13 protein-coding genes and 1 pseudogene are annotated in these 14,545 nt (G+C 65.9%); 8 read left to right on the forward strand and 6 right to left on the reverse strand.

Annotated features, from left to right (window positions below):
* Positions 1-15: 15 nt before the first annotated feature.
* Complete coding sequence (locus ACWEPL_RS43220) at positions 16-210, reverse strand: DUF1918 domain-containing protein (RefSeq protein ID WP_449907996.1); 195 nt, start codon at positions 208-210, stop codon at positions 16-18.
* A 697-nt stretch (positions 211-907) separates the two neighbouring features.
* Here ACWEPL_RS43220 and ACWEPL_RS43225 point away from each other — a divergent pair.
* The 3 genes and pseudogenes from ACWEPL_RS43225 to ACWEPL_RS43235 all read left to right on the forward strand — a co-directional run bounded on the left by ACWEPL_RS43225 (position 908) and on the right by ACWEPL_RS43235 (position 2,899).
* Complete coding sequence (locus ACWEPL_RS43225; protein WP_397371993.1) at positions 908-1,216, forward strand: ArsR/SmtB family transcription factor; 309 nt, start codon at positions 908-910, stop codon at positions 1,214-1,216.
* Positions 1,217-1,218: 2 nt separating this feature from the next.
* Positions 1,219-1,794, forward strand: a complete 576-nt coding sequence (locus ACWEPL_RS43230) for an SRPBCC family protein (RefSeq protein WP_452439606.1) — start codon at positions 1,219-1,221, stop codon at positions 1,792-1,794.
* 192 nt (positions 1,795-1,986) lie between these two features.
* Positions 1,987-2,899: pseudogene (locus ACWEPL_RS43235) on the forward strand (IS982 family transposase).
* An 87-nt stretch (positions 2,900-2,986) separates the two neighbouring features.
* Here the strand turns inward: ACWEPL_RS43235 and ACWEPL_RS43240 are convergent.
* A complete protein-coding gene (locus ACWEPL_RS43240; protein ID WP_452439607.1) occupies positions 2,987-3,427 on the reverse strand; it encodes an anti-sigma factor antagonist in 441 nt (146 codons plus the stop codon).
* Between the two features lie 281 nt (positions 3,428-3,708).
* On the opposite strand from ACWEPL_RS43240, the gene ACWEPL_RS43245 reads away from it, so the two are divergent.
* Positions 3,709-5,046, forward strand: coding sequence for a phosphoribosyltransferase family protein (locus tag ACWEPL_RS43245; protein ID WP_452439647.1), 1,338 nt, complete (start codon positions 3,709-3,711; stop codon positions 5,044-5,046).
* Positions 5,047-5,256: 210 nt separating this feature from the next.
* Positions 5,257-7,809, forward strand: a complete 2,553-nt coding sequence (locus tag ACWEPL_RS43250; RefSeq protein ID WP_452439608.1) for a cation-translocating P-type ATPase — start codon at positions 5,257-5,259, stop codon at positions 7,807-7,809.
* Between the two features lie 63 nt (positions 7,810-7,872).
* Here the strand turns inward: ACWEPL_RS43250 and ACWEPL_RS43255 are convergent, their stop codons facing one another.
* Together ACWEPL_RS43255 and ACWEPL_RS43260 are read right to left on the reverse strand one after the other, a co-directional pair.
* A complete protein-coding gene (locus ACWEPL_RS43255; protein WP_452439609.1) occupies positions 7,873-8,160 on the reverse strand; it encodes an SHOCT domain-containing protein in 288 nt (95 codons plus the stop codon).
* Positions 8,161-8,703: 543 nt separating this feature from the next.
* A complete protein-coding gene (locus ACWEPL_RS43260) occupies positions 8,704-9,555 on the reverse strand; it encodes a universal stress protein (protein ID WP_452439610.1) in 852 nt (283 codons plus the stop codon).
* Positions 9,556-9,968: 413 nt separating this feature from the next.
* Between ACWEPL_RS43260 and ACWEPL_RS43265 the strand changes: the two genes are divergently transcribed.
* A complete protein-coding gene (locus ACWEPL_RS43265; protein WP_452439611.1) occupies positions 9,969-10,850 on the forward strand; it encodes a universal stress protein in 882 nt (293 codons plus the stop codon).
* 33 nt (positions 10,851-10,883) lie between these two features.
* On the opposite strand, the gene ACWEPL_RS43270 is transcribed toward ACWEPL_RS43265, so the two are convergent.
* The gene (locus tag ACWEPL_RS43270; RefSeq protein ID WP_452439612.1) at positions 10,884-11,747 is read right to left on the reverse strand and encodes a universal stress protein; all 864 of its coding nucleotides are present in this window, start codon (positions 11,745-11,747) and stop codon (positions 10,884-10,886) included.
* Positions 11,748-12,797: 1,050 nt separating this feature from the next.
* On the opposite strand from ACWEPL_RS43270, the gene ACWEPL_RS43275 reads away from it, so the two are divergent.
* Both ACWEPL_RS43275 and ACWEPL_RS43280 read left to right on the forward strand, forming a co-directional pair.
* A complete protein-coding gene (locus ACWEPL_RS43275; RefSeq protein WP_452439613.1) occupies positions 12,798-13,190 on the forward strand; it encodes a hypothetical protein in 393 nt (130 codons plus the stop codon).
* A gap of 170 nt (positions 13,191-13,360) precedes the next feature.
* On the forward strand, positions 13,361-13,567 hold the full coding sequence (locus tag ACWEPL_RS43280; protein WP_452439614.1) for a hypothetical protein: 207 nt from the start codon (positions 13,361-13,363) through the stop codon (positions 13,565-13,567).
* 248 nt (positions 13,568-13,815) lie between these two features.
* On the opposite strand, the gene ACWEPL_RS43285 is transcribed toward ACWEPL_RS43280, so the two are convergent.
* Complete coding sequence (locus tag ACWEPL_RS43285; protein ID WP_452439615.1) at positions 13,816-14,493, reverse strand: DUF2637 domain-containing protein; 678 nt, start codon at positions 14,491-14,493, stop codon at positions 13,816-13,818.
* Positions 14,494-14,545: the final 52 nt, after the last annotated feature.

Here is a 14,545-nt window from a genome sequence, read left to right on the forward strand (position 1 = left end):
GAACTCTGGGGTGCCTCATGCGTTCACGTGCTCGACCCTCGCATCGGGCCCTGGGAACACCAGGGTGTCGTGCTCTGAGTCGAACCAGTGCACCATGTAGGGCGGCGAGCCGTCCGTGTGCTCCACCTCGGTGATGACGCCGACCCGGCGCGGATCACTCTCGTGACGGCCCTCGATGACCAGCTTGTCTCCAACGACAGCCTTCATCATGCACCTCCGTTGGTCCTCTCCCCTCAAGGGACGCTCTTCCCACATTCGGCATGCCGACTCCGGAGGCAGGACCCGAGCGTCGGCCGGCGGTCACGTGACCGTCGGACAGGTGCAGGCAGTGACGATCGACGACCAGGGCACGTCTCAGGGCGTCTGAGCAACGGCACCCGGTTCACCAGCCAGATCTCGACAGCGCTCAACGCCAGCCAGCTGGAACCCCGACTTCGGACTCATCATGTCGAGATCAACGGAACGAAGGGAGGAAACGCCTTGATCACCTCACTTGTTGGCTTCCTGCCGTTCGCGTTGTTCATCGGTTTCCTCATCTGGATGGAAAGACAGGGGCAGCGGTCCATCACAGGCAGTCTCAGCGGCTTCGCCAGATCGAGAGCGAAGATCATAGAGGCTGAGCGGTCGGCCACCCGATTCGGGGCGCTTAAATGAGCGCATGGAGCATGCGTCCCGCTGGCCAGGGCCGGGACGACGACATCGGTAGAGCCCGCTTTCGCCACCACGCCAGCGGAAAGTGCAGCTGAGGTTCCTAGATGATCTATTCCAAGGTGTTCAGTGGTCGCGTCGTCGACGCCCGCATGACCGGTTGGCGGATGGTCCACTGGGCGGACTCGCTTGGTGCGGCAGCCCCAGCGGGCGCGCATATGCCTTGACAGGCATATGCTGGATGAGGAATATAGTGGGCATGTCCGTCGATACGTTCTCTGTGCTCGCCGAACCAACCCGGCGTCGGATTCTCGACCGGCTCCTGGCGGCCGAGAGCAGCGTGAACGAACTGGTGGAGGCGCTCGACGTCAGCCAGCCCACGGTGTCCAAGCAGCTGAAGGTGCTCAGGGAGGCCGGTTTCGTCACCTGCCGTACGGAGGCGCAGCGGCGGATCTACCGCATTCACGCAGGCCCCTTTCAGGCACTCGACGACTGGCTTCAGCCGTATCGCGCCCTGTGGGACCGGCATCTCGACGCTCTCGAGCGCCACCTCGACAACCTGGAGTAGTCATGACCCCCAACGCATACCACCCGAGCCCGCCGGCCCAGGTCGACTGCGAGGCGACGGAAGACCGCTGGACCCTGGTCTTCACCCGCGACCTGCGCCACCCGCCCGAGAAAGTGTGGGCCGCGCTGACCGAGCCCGAACAACTCGCAGCGTGGGCGCCGTATACTGCTGACCGCAATCTCTCCGAGGCAGGCGGCGCCACGATCACGATGATCGACGATGAAAAGCCCCAGGACATGGCGGCCGAGGTTGTGCGCGCCCAACCACCGACGCTGCTGGAGTACACCCTCGGCACCGATCTGCTGCGCTGGGAGCTGGCGGCCACCGACACCGGTGCCCGGCTGACACTGCGGCACACCGTTCAGGACCGCGACTGGATCCCGAAGGTCGCGGCCGGCTGGCACATCTGCCTCGACGTGGTCGAGAAGCTGCTCGAAGGGCATCCGATCCCGCCGATCCGCGGCGCCGCGGCAGTCGACTTCGGCTGGTCGGAACTCAACGATCAGTACGCGCACAAGTTCGGCATCCCCAATACCGGCCTGCCCGATCACCTGAAGCCTCAGAACGAGGCGTCCTGATCGATCGGGCGCACATTGCATGGCTTCGCTGCGCCGCTCCCGGCGGCGCAGCGGCGTACCGCTCGCCGCGCGGCGCCTGCGCGGTGCGGGAACCTCGCACAGGGCGGCCATGTCCTCCGCGGCGCCGACTCCAGGATGATCGTTTCAAGGGATCGCCTGCGCGCACGAGGTGAGGGAGCCCAATGTCGGTGTGTGAAGACAGAATTGGACTCCCTCGCGACCGCGCTCTACGTGAAGACCGACGACCTGCTGGAGGGATCGCCGCAGCTCGCGCCATGGCGCCCGGCGGGGGGCATCGCACCGCAGCTCAGCGACGCGGAGCTGGTCACCCTGGCGGTGATGCAGGCCATGCTCGGCTTCACCTCCGAGGCCCGCTGGATCCGGCGCACCCGCGCTCACCTCCGGCATCTGTTCCCCTACCTGCCCAAACAGCCCGGCTACAACAAGCGGCTGCGCAAGGCCGCGGGTCTGATCCAGCAGGTCACCCGGCTGCTCGCCGTCAACACCACGCTGTGGAGCGACGATGTGTGGATCGTGGACTCCACCCCGGTGGAGTGCGGCCGCTCCCGCGGGACCGAAGCGTTCCGACCTGGCCGGATGGGCTGAGTACGGCTACTGCGCCAGCCATTCGCGGTTCTTTTGGGGGCTGCGGCTGCACCTGGTGTGCACGTTGCACGGCCTGCCCGTCACGTTCGCGCTGACCGGGGCCAAAGCCGACGAGCGCCAGACGCTGCTGGCCATGTTCGACGTCGAGCCCGGCCTGCTGAGCGACCGGGTCGGGCAGGCGCTGATCGGCGACAAGAACTACTTCGGCGCCGCCTTCGAGCGCCAACTCGCCGAGTGGGAACTCCGGCTGCTGCGACCGGCCCGCGAGGGCGAGCCCGAACGGGCCGGAGCCCAGTTGTTCAAGCCGCTGCGGCAGGTCATCGAGTCGGTCAATGAGACCTTCAAGGGCCAACTCGACCTCGAACGCCACCGTGGCCGCACCCCCGGCGGAGTGATCGTGCGCGTGCTCCAGCGGATCCTCGCGCTGACTGCTGCGATCTGGCACAACGACCACACCAGACAGCCCGTCATGCGCGCACTGACCGCCTACGACCACTAAACCCCTTGGAATAGATCATCTAGAGGGATCAGAGCAAGGTGCCTTCTCGATGTGGTCAGCCGTGGCACCACCGCGACGTGAGGGCCGTTAGGTGCTGCCGATGAGGCCGCCTGGCGTGCCCCGGTGCCTGCGCCCAGTGGCCGCGGTGAGCGCCTGCTCAAGGCTGTCGTGCGTCGGCAACCACCGGTCCATTCCGCTGAGCCGCAGGACACGAATGGGCTCACGCTGTAGGCCGGCCAGCCGAAGGGTGCTGCCATCGCGGCTGATCTCCTGCCGTAGGTGCAGCAACGCGTTCAACCCGGTGCAGTCCATGAAGGAGGTGCCGGCCAGGTCCATGACGACTTCATCGCCGGCCCGGTGGACTCGGCGTACAAACTCCTCTAGCTCATCGGCAGTTGCCAGGTCGAGTTCCCCGCTGACCATGATGATGGTGACCCCTGCCAGGTACTGCCGCCTGAGGGTGATCCCACCCATACTCTCCACGATAGAACTTCCGCGGATAAAGGCCGGATGCGTTGCGCGCAGCATGATCTAGTCCGTGCTGAGCTCCCTCCGCTTGGACGCCACGCCTGCCACGAAGCCGTCACCAAGGGGCGGCCGGTAACGGCGTCAGGCTTCCCAACTGGTGCTGCCGGGGTGGCGTCGGCCGCACTTGCGTACTTGACGAACCTAGGAAGGTAACGCGCGATTCAGGCCGACTAGCCTGGTGATACTACAAAATGTAATGAAGGGTGACGATATGTGATGGAGGCGAGGATGGATAGGCAAGGTGATCAACCGCTGCAGGGTTTGGGGAGGCGTAAGGCTTGATGTTTGTTGATCGTCATGATGCGGGCGTTCGTCTGGCCGAACGGCTGGCTGGACTCATCACCGATGAGAACGTGGTCGTCCTCGGGCTGCCCAGAGGCGGCATACCTGTGGCCTTCGAGGTGGCTCGGGCCTTGAGCGCGCCGCTGGATGTGATCGTGGTCCGAAAGCTGGGAGTGCCGTTCCAGCCCGAGCTGGGATTCGGCGCGATCGGAGAGGGCGGCATACGCGTGATCAATTCGGATGTCGTCCGATTGGCGGAGGTGACGCATGAGGAGATGTCCGAAGTGGAGAAGCGCGAGCAGGCAGAGGTGTCGCGCCGTGCCCGCCGCTTTCGCGGCGATCGCGCACCGATCGACCTTGCGGGCCGTACGGTGATCCTGGTTGACGATGGGATCGCCACGGGCAGCACCGCTCGCGCCGCCTGCCAGGTGGCTCGTGCGCGCGGGGCCGCGCGAGTGATCTTGGCGGTCCCTGTCGGAACGCCGGACACGCTTGAGGGTCTGCGCGAGGACGCCGACGAGGTGACCTGCTTGGAGACGCCTTCCACTCTGTGGGCCATTGGCTCCTGGTACACCGACTTCACCCAGAACACCGACGAGCAGGTGGTCGAACTGCTGCAGCGGGCCGCACCGCCTACCGCCGAGGGCACGGTGCGTGGAAAGGGGCGAGGGGCAAGATCTGATCCGCCGGAACCTGCCGACGAGGTGACAGTAAATGCGGGTCATGTCCGGCTGCCGGGGCAGCTCGTCATTCCGGAGGAGGCCGAAGGGATAGTGATCTTCGTGCACGGTAGTGGTAGCAGCCGGCACAGTCCTCGCAACCGGTACGTGGCCTCCGTACTCAACCGTGCGGGTCTGGGTACTTTGCTCTTCGACCTGCTCACGGTCGAGGAGGAGTACGACCGCGGCAACGTGTTCGACATCGAGTTGCTGGCCGGAAGGCTCATGCAGGTGACGAACTGGCTGAGTGATCAGCCTCGGGCCGCGGTGCTACCGGTTGGCTATTTCGGAGCCAGCACCGGGGCGGCGGCCGCACTGTGGGCTGCGGCGGAACCGGGCAACCAGGTGGCCGCCGTTGTCTCACGAGGTGGACGACCAGATCTGGCCGGGCCGCGGTTGTCGGCGGTGCGAGCGGCGACGCTGCTGATCGTGGGCGATCGTGACGAACTGGTGCTCGGCCTCAATCGGGCGGCGCAGGTGCGGTTGCAGTGTGAGAACGACCTGCAGGTCATCACTGATGCCACACACTTGTTCGAAGGGCCCGGAACGCTGGAGACCGTCGGCGGCCTGGCATGCGACTGGTTCACCGACCATTTCAGCAGGACGCGCGTGGGATGAGAGTGGTGAGCAGTCCCTTCGCCTTGGCGCTCCATGACGGAAAGCGCTGATCCTGCCGGTTTGTGGCGTATGAGCTTCTCGGCGTAAGCGGCCTGCCGTCCGGCCTTGCCGGGCGGGACCTTCGTCCCTGGGCTCCGGGTTCGTTTCCTGCGAAAACAGGTAGGCGGGATGATGCGGCGCCTTGGCCAACCGCGGATCAAGGAGGAAGACGTGGTGATCCCCACACGCTCCGGACTGTCGTCTGCGGAGGCGGCCGTGCGCCTGGAGCAGGATGGGCCCAACACGCTCCCGCAGAAGCCGCCCGTACCGCTGTGGCGACGGGTCGCCGCCCAGCTTCGCGATCCTCTGATCATCGTCCTGCTCGTGGCGGCGGTATTGACCATCGTCACCGGCGACTGGACCGACACCGCCGTGATCATGCTCGTGATCGTCGTCAACACCTCCGTCGGCGTGGCGCAGGAGGTCCGCGCCGACCGGGCAATAACCGCGTTGTCACAGCTCACGGCGCCGGTGGCGCGCGTGATCCGCGACGGTTCCCAGACGGAGGTCCCGGCGGCCGGCGTCGTCGTGGGAGACCTGCTGGTCCTGGCCGAAGGCGACATCGTCGTGGCCGACGCCACGGTGGTGGAGTCGGCGGCATTGCTCGTGGACGAGTCGTCCTTGACGGGAGAGTCGGTGCCGGTGGACAAGACCGGCGACGATCCGGTCTCCTCGGGCACCGTCGTGGTACGGGGGCGTGGCCGGGCAGTGGTCACCGCAGTAGGGGCGGCGAGCGCGAGCGGCCGGATCGCGTCCATGATGGTCAAGGGGGCCGGTCTGACGCCGTTGCAGCGGCGCCTGGTCGGGGTCGGCCGCCTGCTGGCCGGCGTCGCGGTCGCGCTGTCCGCGCTGGTGCTGGCGCTGGGACTGGTCCGCGGGCAACCGGTCGAGCTGATGGTGGTGACCGCGATCAGCCTGGTGGTCGCGGCCGTACCCGAATCCCTGCCCGCGGTCGTGACCCTGAGCCTGGCCTTGGGGGCCCGCCGGATGGCCGCGCGTAACGCGCTCGTCCGCAGGCTGCCCGCCGTGGAGACCCTCGGCGCGGTGACCGTCCTCGCCACCGACAAGACCGGCACCCTCACCGAGGGCCGGATGGTCGCCCGGCGCCTATGGACTCCTACGGGTGAGGCCACGATCACCGGATCCGGATACGCACCCGACGGCCAGATCGTGTGTGATGACTCCCTCGACATCGAGACCCTCACCGACCTGCTGACGGCGGCCGTACTGTGCAACGACGCCAGATTGTCACCACCCCAAGACCCTCGCGCGGACTGGACGGCGCTGGGCGATCCCACCGAGGCGGCCCTGCTCGCCGCCGCCGCCAAGCTCGGTCTGGACCGTAAGCACCTGCAGGAGCGATTCCCACGGGTGACCGAGCGCCCTTTCGACAGCGAACGCAAGCGCATGAGCACCGTGCATCGCCTGCCCGGCGGGCATGGCCGCGTGATCTGCAAGGGTGCACCCGATGTGCTCCTCAGCTCGACCGTCCTGACCGACGATCCGACGCTTCTGGCCCGCGCCGCCGAACGCGCCGAGCAACTGGCCCGGGACGGTTACCGAGTCCTGGCGGTCGCGAGTCACAACCTGCCCGCTGTTCCGGAAACCACGCCGGAGAGCGGGTTGTCGTTGCTCGGGCTGGTCGCGATCCTGGACCCGCCGCGCCCGGCCGCGGCCACCGCGATTGCCGCCTGCAAGCAGGCCGGCATCAGACCGCTCCTCATCACCGGTGATCATCCGGGGACCGCCCGGGCCATCGCCACCGATCTGGGCATCATCAATGCCGGTGATCCGGTGGCGGATCTCCGCGATCCCGGGACGACAGGCCATGCCAAGGTCAGCGTGTACGCCCGCGCCACACCCGGGCAGAAGCTCGACATCATCGAGGACCTGCGCGCGTACGGCGAGACCCTGGCGATGACCGGTGACGGCGTCAACGACGGCCCGGCGCTTCGACGCGCCGACATCGGTGTCGCCATGGGCGAACGCGGCACGGAGGTCGCCCGCCAGGCAGCCGACCTCGTCCTCGCCGATGACAACCTGGACACCGTCGTCGCGGCCGTCGAGGAGGGCCGTCGCGTCTACGCCAACATCCGCCGCTTCCTGGTTTACGGCCTGTCCGGCGGGGCAGCCGAGATCGCGGTGATGTTGCTGGGACCGTTCGCCGGGCTCGCGCTGCCCCTGCTCCCCGCCCAGATCCTGTGGATCAACCTGCTCACGCACGGACTGCCCGGCGTGGCCCTCGGCGGCGAGCCCGCCATCCCCGGATCCATGGCCACCCCACCGCGGCCGCCCAGCCAGAGCATCCTGGGTGCGGGACTGTGGCAGCGCCTGATCCGCATCGCCGTCATCCTGACCGCCGTCACCCTCGGCGTCGCCATCTGGGCCCACCAGACCGGCCGCCCCTGGCAGAGCATGGCCTTCTTCGCCCTCGGCGCCACCCAGCTCGGTGTCGCGCTCGGCTCCCGCACCCGGCCGGGCACGCTGGCCAATCCGACGCTCCTGCTCGCCGTCGTCGGTGCGCTCGTCCTGCAACTCGCCGGGCTGTACCTCCCACCGCTCCAAGAGCTGCTCGGCACCCAACCGCTGGCCCTTGGCGACCTGCTCATCGTCGGCGCACTGTCGGTCCTCGGCTACGCCGCCGTCCGCCTCGACCGGATCCTGCACCCGCCTCGCCCTCAACGACCCACCCACCCCACGGACAAAGCCGCCCATGCCCATTGATCACATCACGGTGATCGACCAGGTGTGCCATGGCCGACGTTCGCCGCTCCTGCTATCCGGGGCCTAGGATGCTCCGCCGAGATGGCTGAGCCTGTCCTGGTACTCCTCAGTGGAGATCTCGCCACGTGCGTACCGCTCGGCCAGCACATCCCGTGCCCGTTCGGCGCCGGAACGCTCGACGGGAGAGCTCTGACGCCGCTCCATAGCAGCCCGGACGACCAGCCAGACAACCAGTGCAATGAGAGCGAGCCAGAACAGCATCATGAAACCGCTCCACAGCCATCCCCATCCAGCGCCCCCCATGTGATCCCAGCCGTCCCAAGGATCGATAGTGAAAAGCGTCATACCCATGACGTCCTCCTCACGCAGTGCCCTTCATGCTTCACAGTGGCGGCGTGCGGCGTCGCTCGGATAGCGGCCAACGTCCCAGGTCAGAAGGGGCTTTCGGCCTTTCTTTCAACCCACGTGAAAGCTCCTGAAGGACGATCATGCCCAGGCCGAGCATGACCAAGGTGATGACATCGCGGGTCAGCAGTCACCTTCGACCGGAGTACAGGAAGACCGACTGAGCCCACCCAGACACGTCGACCGCCATGGCGTTGAGGGGCAGGCAGATCACGTCGCGAGCCTCAACTCCGGCTGGAACAGCACCCCTATCTCGTGGCGGTCTACGAACACGCCTCCAGTTCTCTCTGCAGACGTTCCGAACGTCGTGTTCTGCGGTTGTTCTCTTCTACCTCGGCCGTCTGGCTGGGCGGCACATCCGCCGGAGCCGAGCAGATGGCCGGTCGCATACGAGGCGGATGCTGTATGAGGAGCCTGAGGCAAGCGACACCATGACATGGACCGTGCAGCCAGACGGGACATGTGAAGAGACGCATGACACTTGACCGATCACCACTGGCCGCCGCCGCTGTCCCGAACCACGACCAGCGGACATGGCGAATGGTGCAGGAGCGCGTGACTCACTGACCCGAGGACCATCCCGGTGAGCGTTCCGTGCCCGCGTGACCCGACCACGAGCAGGTCGGCTCCGGTCGCAGCCTGGCGCAGAACTTCGACGGGATGCCCATGCACGTTCTCCGCGATCATCTCGACGTCCGGATGTTGTCCCTGGTGACCGGCGAGCGCTTCCTTGAGCACGAGCAACTCTTTCTGCTCGCTCTCGGGGTCCGCGGGTGCGAAGCCGCCCAGCCGTGGCCAGGCCCATGCGTGTACGGCACGCAACCGCGCCTTTCGCAGCTCCGCCTCGGCGAATGCGAAGTCCAGCACCGCACGGGATCGGGTCGAGCCGTCGACGCCTGCCACGACCTCACCATGGGGGAGCGACGGCAACGCGCGTACCACGACGACGTCACACGCGGCGTGGCCGGCGACGCCGTAGGCCACCGAGCCGACCAGCATGCCGCGTACGCCTCCGAGTCCATGACTGCCGACCACCAGGAGTTCGGCGTCCTGCGATGCCTCTATCAAGGCCAGACGCGGATCCCCTGGCAGTACGAGGGTTTTCACCTCGGCCGTCGGCTGTTCATGGACTGCCCGCGACTTGCCCCCGGCGAGCACGGTCTCGCAGCCCTCGCGCATCCACGTGGCCACCTCGGCAAGGCGGCCGTTCTTGGTCTCGCAGATCCATCGGGGCATGGCGTGGGCCACGATGAGCGGTACGTGGCGAAGCGTGGCCTCTCTCGCCGCCCAGCTGACGGCCTCCATGCCTGCCTGCGATCCGTCGACCCCAACTATGATCACGGCACACCTCCTGAGATCCGCCGGAAGGCTTGCCAGTCGAGCAACAGCCCCGATCGGCACTCCGGTGCTGAATCCCCTCGAGGGGATGATGCGTTTCTGTCCCTTTCAGCTTGGGAGGCGTCCAGACCGTAGACGTGAGGCAAAGGTCCTAAAATCGCGCCCTTTGGTCCCTTTGCGGGAAATCGATCCATACAAGATCTCGTGGAAGAAATAGAGCCGGATGAGGACCTGTGACGGGTGCCAGACGGTCACAGAGTTCTCGACCTTTACGTAGCCCTCGGCACAGTAACCGTGAGCACTACTCCGTCGCACAACGTGGCGAGGGCTTTCGGCCCTGGCCGGACTGACTTCCGGCTCTGCAATCGCGAACCGGCGGCCGGTCCGATGGAGGTGTGAGCGAAGGAGCAGACGCGGTGATCATCGTAGGAGTGGACGGCTCGGCGGCGTCGCGGACCGCTGTGAAGTGGGCAATCGGCGACGCCTTCCGGATGCGCCTACCGCTAAGGATCGTGCATGCCATGGACCCTTCCACAAGTCAGATCGGCAAGAACACCAATCCCGACCTGGCCGACGAGTTGCTCGGTAGAGGGCAAAGGATCCTGCGCGAAGCGGAAGCCCTCGTCCAGGAGTGCTGCCCTGCGGTAGAGGTCACCACACAGGAGGCTGAGGGCGCGGCTGCCCCGGCCCTGCGCGAGCTGGCGAAGGACGCGACCGAGATCGTGGTCGGCAGGTGTGGGCTGGGTGGGTTCAATGGCCTGCTGCCAGGCTCGGTCAGCGTTGATCTGGCCGGCCAGGCCACCTGCCCGGTTGTCGTGGTGAGCGGCGAGTTGAGACCTGCGTACGAGGAGGTCGTGGTCGGGGTGAACACCTCATTGGTGTGCGAGCCGGCGCTGGCCTACGCCTTCGAGCAGGCGAGGCTGCGCGGCGCCACCCTGAGGGCTGTACATGCCCTCGCACCGGAGGCCGCCTATGACATGCACGAGGTCCACCAGATCGTCCACGATCGGCTGGAAGCGCTCCGCAAGCAGTACACCCAGGTGACGGTAATCGAGGACGTTCGATCCGAGCAGCCCGTGGACGCATTGGTCGATGCGTCCGAACGGGCGGACCTACTGGTGGTGGGCTCGCACGGACTCGGCACTGTCGGACCGCGGCTGTTCAGCTCGGTCAGCCGCGGCGTCTTGTTCCACGCTCGCTGCTCGGTAGCAGCGGTTCACTCATGGCAACCACCGACAAGCAGCGGATCTTGGACCTCACGTCACGGGGTGCGCTCATTCTCCCCGGGCGGTCCATAGTCGGGCGGGAACATCACCCAGTTGCGGCGGAAATCAAGGCGGCGGGGTCACCGCCACCGGGCATCGGGCTTCGGCCAGCGCGATCTGAGTGACCGGTCCCAGCAGAAGACAAGGGGGCGAATCGTTCCCCCGGTTGCCGAGCACGAGTAGGGCCGCGCCCTTGGTCGCGTCGATCAGAGCCTTCTCCGGTCGCTCGGCCACGAATTCTGTAGTGACAGGAACCCCCGGGTGTTTGGCGGTCAGATGGGACGTCACTTCGTGGAAACGAACCTCCGCCCCTCTTCTGATCGCCTGGGAATCGACGAACGGCTGCCAGTCCGTCCCGGCGGGCGGCCCATCATCTCGCCAGCAACAGATCGCGATCACAGCACCGCCGCGGAGCGCGGCCTCCTCCAAAGCGAGACCGAACGCCGCCAGACTGGCTGGCGAGCCATCGACACCGACTACGATCCGCGTTCCGTCACCAGTCGGCATCGCGTCAGGCCGGACGACGACAACCGGCCCGGCACTGTGCGCGGGCACCTGCACAGCAGCAGATCCCACCCGCAGGTCTTCGAAACCACCTTGCCCTCTTGACCCAAGCACTGTCAGCTCTGCCTCGCGTGCGGCTTGCAGGAGCACCGTGGAGGCCGTCCCTCTCGCCAGTCGTGGCCGGACGTCCATGTCAGGGGCCAGGCTCCGAGCTCGGTATACGCCCCCGTCCACCACATGGGCGGCGACCTGCTCGACCCGTGCCAGGAGTTCCTGCTCCACAGGACGCAGCGGGTACGGCCACTGCCAGGCATGACACACCAGAACAGAGGACTTGCGTAGCCGCGCCTCCTCGATCGCCCAGCACAATGCCAGCGTGCTCGCTGGTGACTCGTCGTAGCCGACCAGTATGGGCCGTCCCATCATGCCTCCCTCGGAAGAAGAGTTCTCCCCTCTTAGCCGGATGGGCTTTCCCCGGCCTACGAGATGAGACCCACGGATGAAGAAATCTTGGTCGTCCCCTGGCGATTCTTCGCGCTCCGGTAGGGCAACGGCGGCCAAGGGCATGGCGCTCATCGGCGGCGGGACGGAGCGCTGCTGGAGGCCGCGGTGGCCTGATGGGTCGCGTCGCCAGACCGCACTCGGGCGCTGTCGCGTGGACAGATCGCCGCGCTGTTCGAGCTGAAGGCACCCCTGTGCGACAAGACGCTGTGGCGGCCCTGTATGACACGTGTCCTCGTGCCGAGGAGATCTCAGCCTCGACATCGACGACCTACTGCTGGCCGCAAGGGCGCCCGCATTATCTCCAGGGCGGCGCCACCGACTGGGCGCACTGGTGGTCCTGTACCGCCCCACCCTCGATGGTGGGTTCGCCGAACGCCGCTCACCTGGCCTGGTGGCCTCCGGTTCGCCGCTGGCGCCTGCCCTGCGCGGTGCCAGATAGCGACCTCTTAACACATTGACAATATTCCAGGGGACGCGACCGCCACCTTCGTACGCCTCGCCGGCCAGGTCGATGGTGGCGAAGCCGAGTGCCTTGCCCTCGCCATGCACCGCGCGCTGCCCTTCGCTACGGACGATCGGCTGGCTATCAGGGTCGCCGCCGACCTCGGTCTCACCTCGATCTTCAGAACCGCCAAGCTCCTAAGAAGATATGCGGACCGCGCCAACCTGAGGTCCCACGACATCACCCTGATGCTGGAAGCGGTGGAGCGGCGCGCCAGCTTCCGCCCACCACGTAGCTCGCCCGACTATCCATGGTGGCTGAGTCACTCTTCACCCAGCGACCACTGAGGCGGCCCCGGTGAAGATCCTCGACGTCCAATGGAGTCGGAGCTACCGGATGCGATCTATGGCGCGCAAGCGGGCGACGTGATCTCTCCCGACTGGTGCCTGCCACGATGCAGCCCGATCAGCGCTACCTACTTGACGTAGTCGGATAACTACTTAAAGTAATTCTCCTGGAACTGCAAAGGGATGGAGGACGTGATGGCACCACGGGCAATTGGATCGATCGCGCTACTCGTAAGCGGACTGATCCTGAGCGCCGCCGTACCGGCATCGGCCGGGACGTCGGGTTGGCGAGACAGCTACGCCGACGGCGGTGTGACGGTCCCCGCCGACCGATCGTCGATCAGGGTATGCGACGGCAAGGACGACAGCCACGTCTACAAGGCGGTCTGGCACAACGACAATCCCATCGACGCCAGGAAGGCATTCGAGGTACGGGCACCCCAGGGCGGCTGCGCTACGGACGACTCCTTCTGGGGGTCGGTCAAGGTCTTCAAGCTCTGCTACGGGAACCTCGGCGCTAACAGACTGGTCGTCTGGGATGGCTGCAAGGCGTCAGTATGGCCAGGTGGCCACTAGGTCGACACCGTTCTTGGTGCCGCTACAGCCCTTGATCTTGCACGGTATCGAGGTCGAGGGCTGCGGTTCCCCCCTGGCTCGCGTTGACGGCGCCAACGAGGCATGACTTAAAGTAACGGTTACATTACTTATTGTATTCACTCGGGCTCTGTGGACCTATGGTTGAGGCCATGACGCCGTGGAGCTACATCCAGGCCTACCTGGATGTGCGTGTTCAGCGTGCCCGTAACGCGCCAAACCGAGGCGCGTCAGCGGTTGAGTGGGTGATCATTACCGCCGTAATCGCTGGAGTGGCGATGGCACTCGCCCTGCTGATCAAGAGCCTCGTTGGGCAGGAAATGGGCAATCTGGAGAAGGCGTTCAACACCCAACGATAAGCCTCGCGAGGTAAGGCTTATCGACGCGAAGGTCCCACGTTTTAGATGCGATCAAGAGCAGAGGCCGTAGTGCACGCCTACCCGTTCGAAGAGTTGGGCTCGCGTGCATTTGGTCAGCCGCAATGCTTCCCCTGAAGTCCTGAACGCCTGCGTCGAAGATTAGTGCGGCTCTTGGGACATCCGCCCTGCGCACTAACTCTCCTGCACGGTGATGCTGGGAAAGCGCCACGAAAGACGAAGTCGCCAAGTCAACCGAGGTCGCCGGCGAGGCCGGTTTTTTTGATGAGTCGCCCCCAGCGAGCAGATCGGTCGAAGGCTTGGGCTATGGCCCTCCCGGAAGGGAGGTTACCGTCCTGTCTGCGGTTGGCCTGGGCCCATTGCCAGGCCGATCGGTGGAGATCTCGGATACGGTCTCGCGGTGAACTGTGGCCTCCATCACCTGCATCGTATTCAGCGGACGAGTGACCAACTGAGGTTGGGGCGTGCTCCTCGGCGCTCTTCTGTGCTTCACGAGCCTGCCTCACCTGACCCATCAACATCTCGTAAGCGCCGATCAAGGCGAAGGAAGGCCAGGCGGCGACGATACGGGCAATTATGGAAGGATCAGCGACTGCGACATTGGCGCCCAGACTAGCCAGACTGCCTATGATCAGGAGCGTCCAAGCAAGAGGGCTACCCCGCTTCCCCCGTCGGCTCGCGTAGAGGATGGACATGGAAGAGGCAACGATCATGCCGTCGACGCTCAGCGGGACCAATGCCGCTGACCACGCCTCCTCGCCGTGTCGAACGGCGAGCTCGTGCATGTGGCGGTAGCTGACAACCGCGGCAATCCCGGCAAGGATCGCCACCGCTGCCGTTGTGGTTCGGCGAATGATCGCATCTGAGGTCGGCGCCCTCCAGCCTTGGCCAGGCGTACTGTCCTTCAAGAGACTTGGTCCTCCTTGTCAGGGTTGAGGATCAAGGTCTGTCCGGGTGTGC

Source organism: Nonomuraea sp. NPDC004186 (assembly GCF_053603495.1).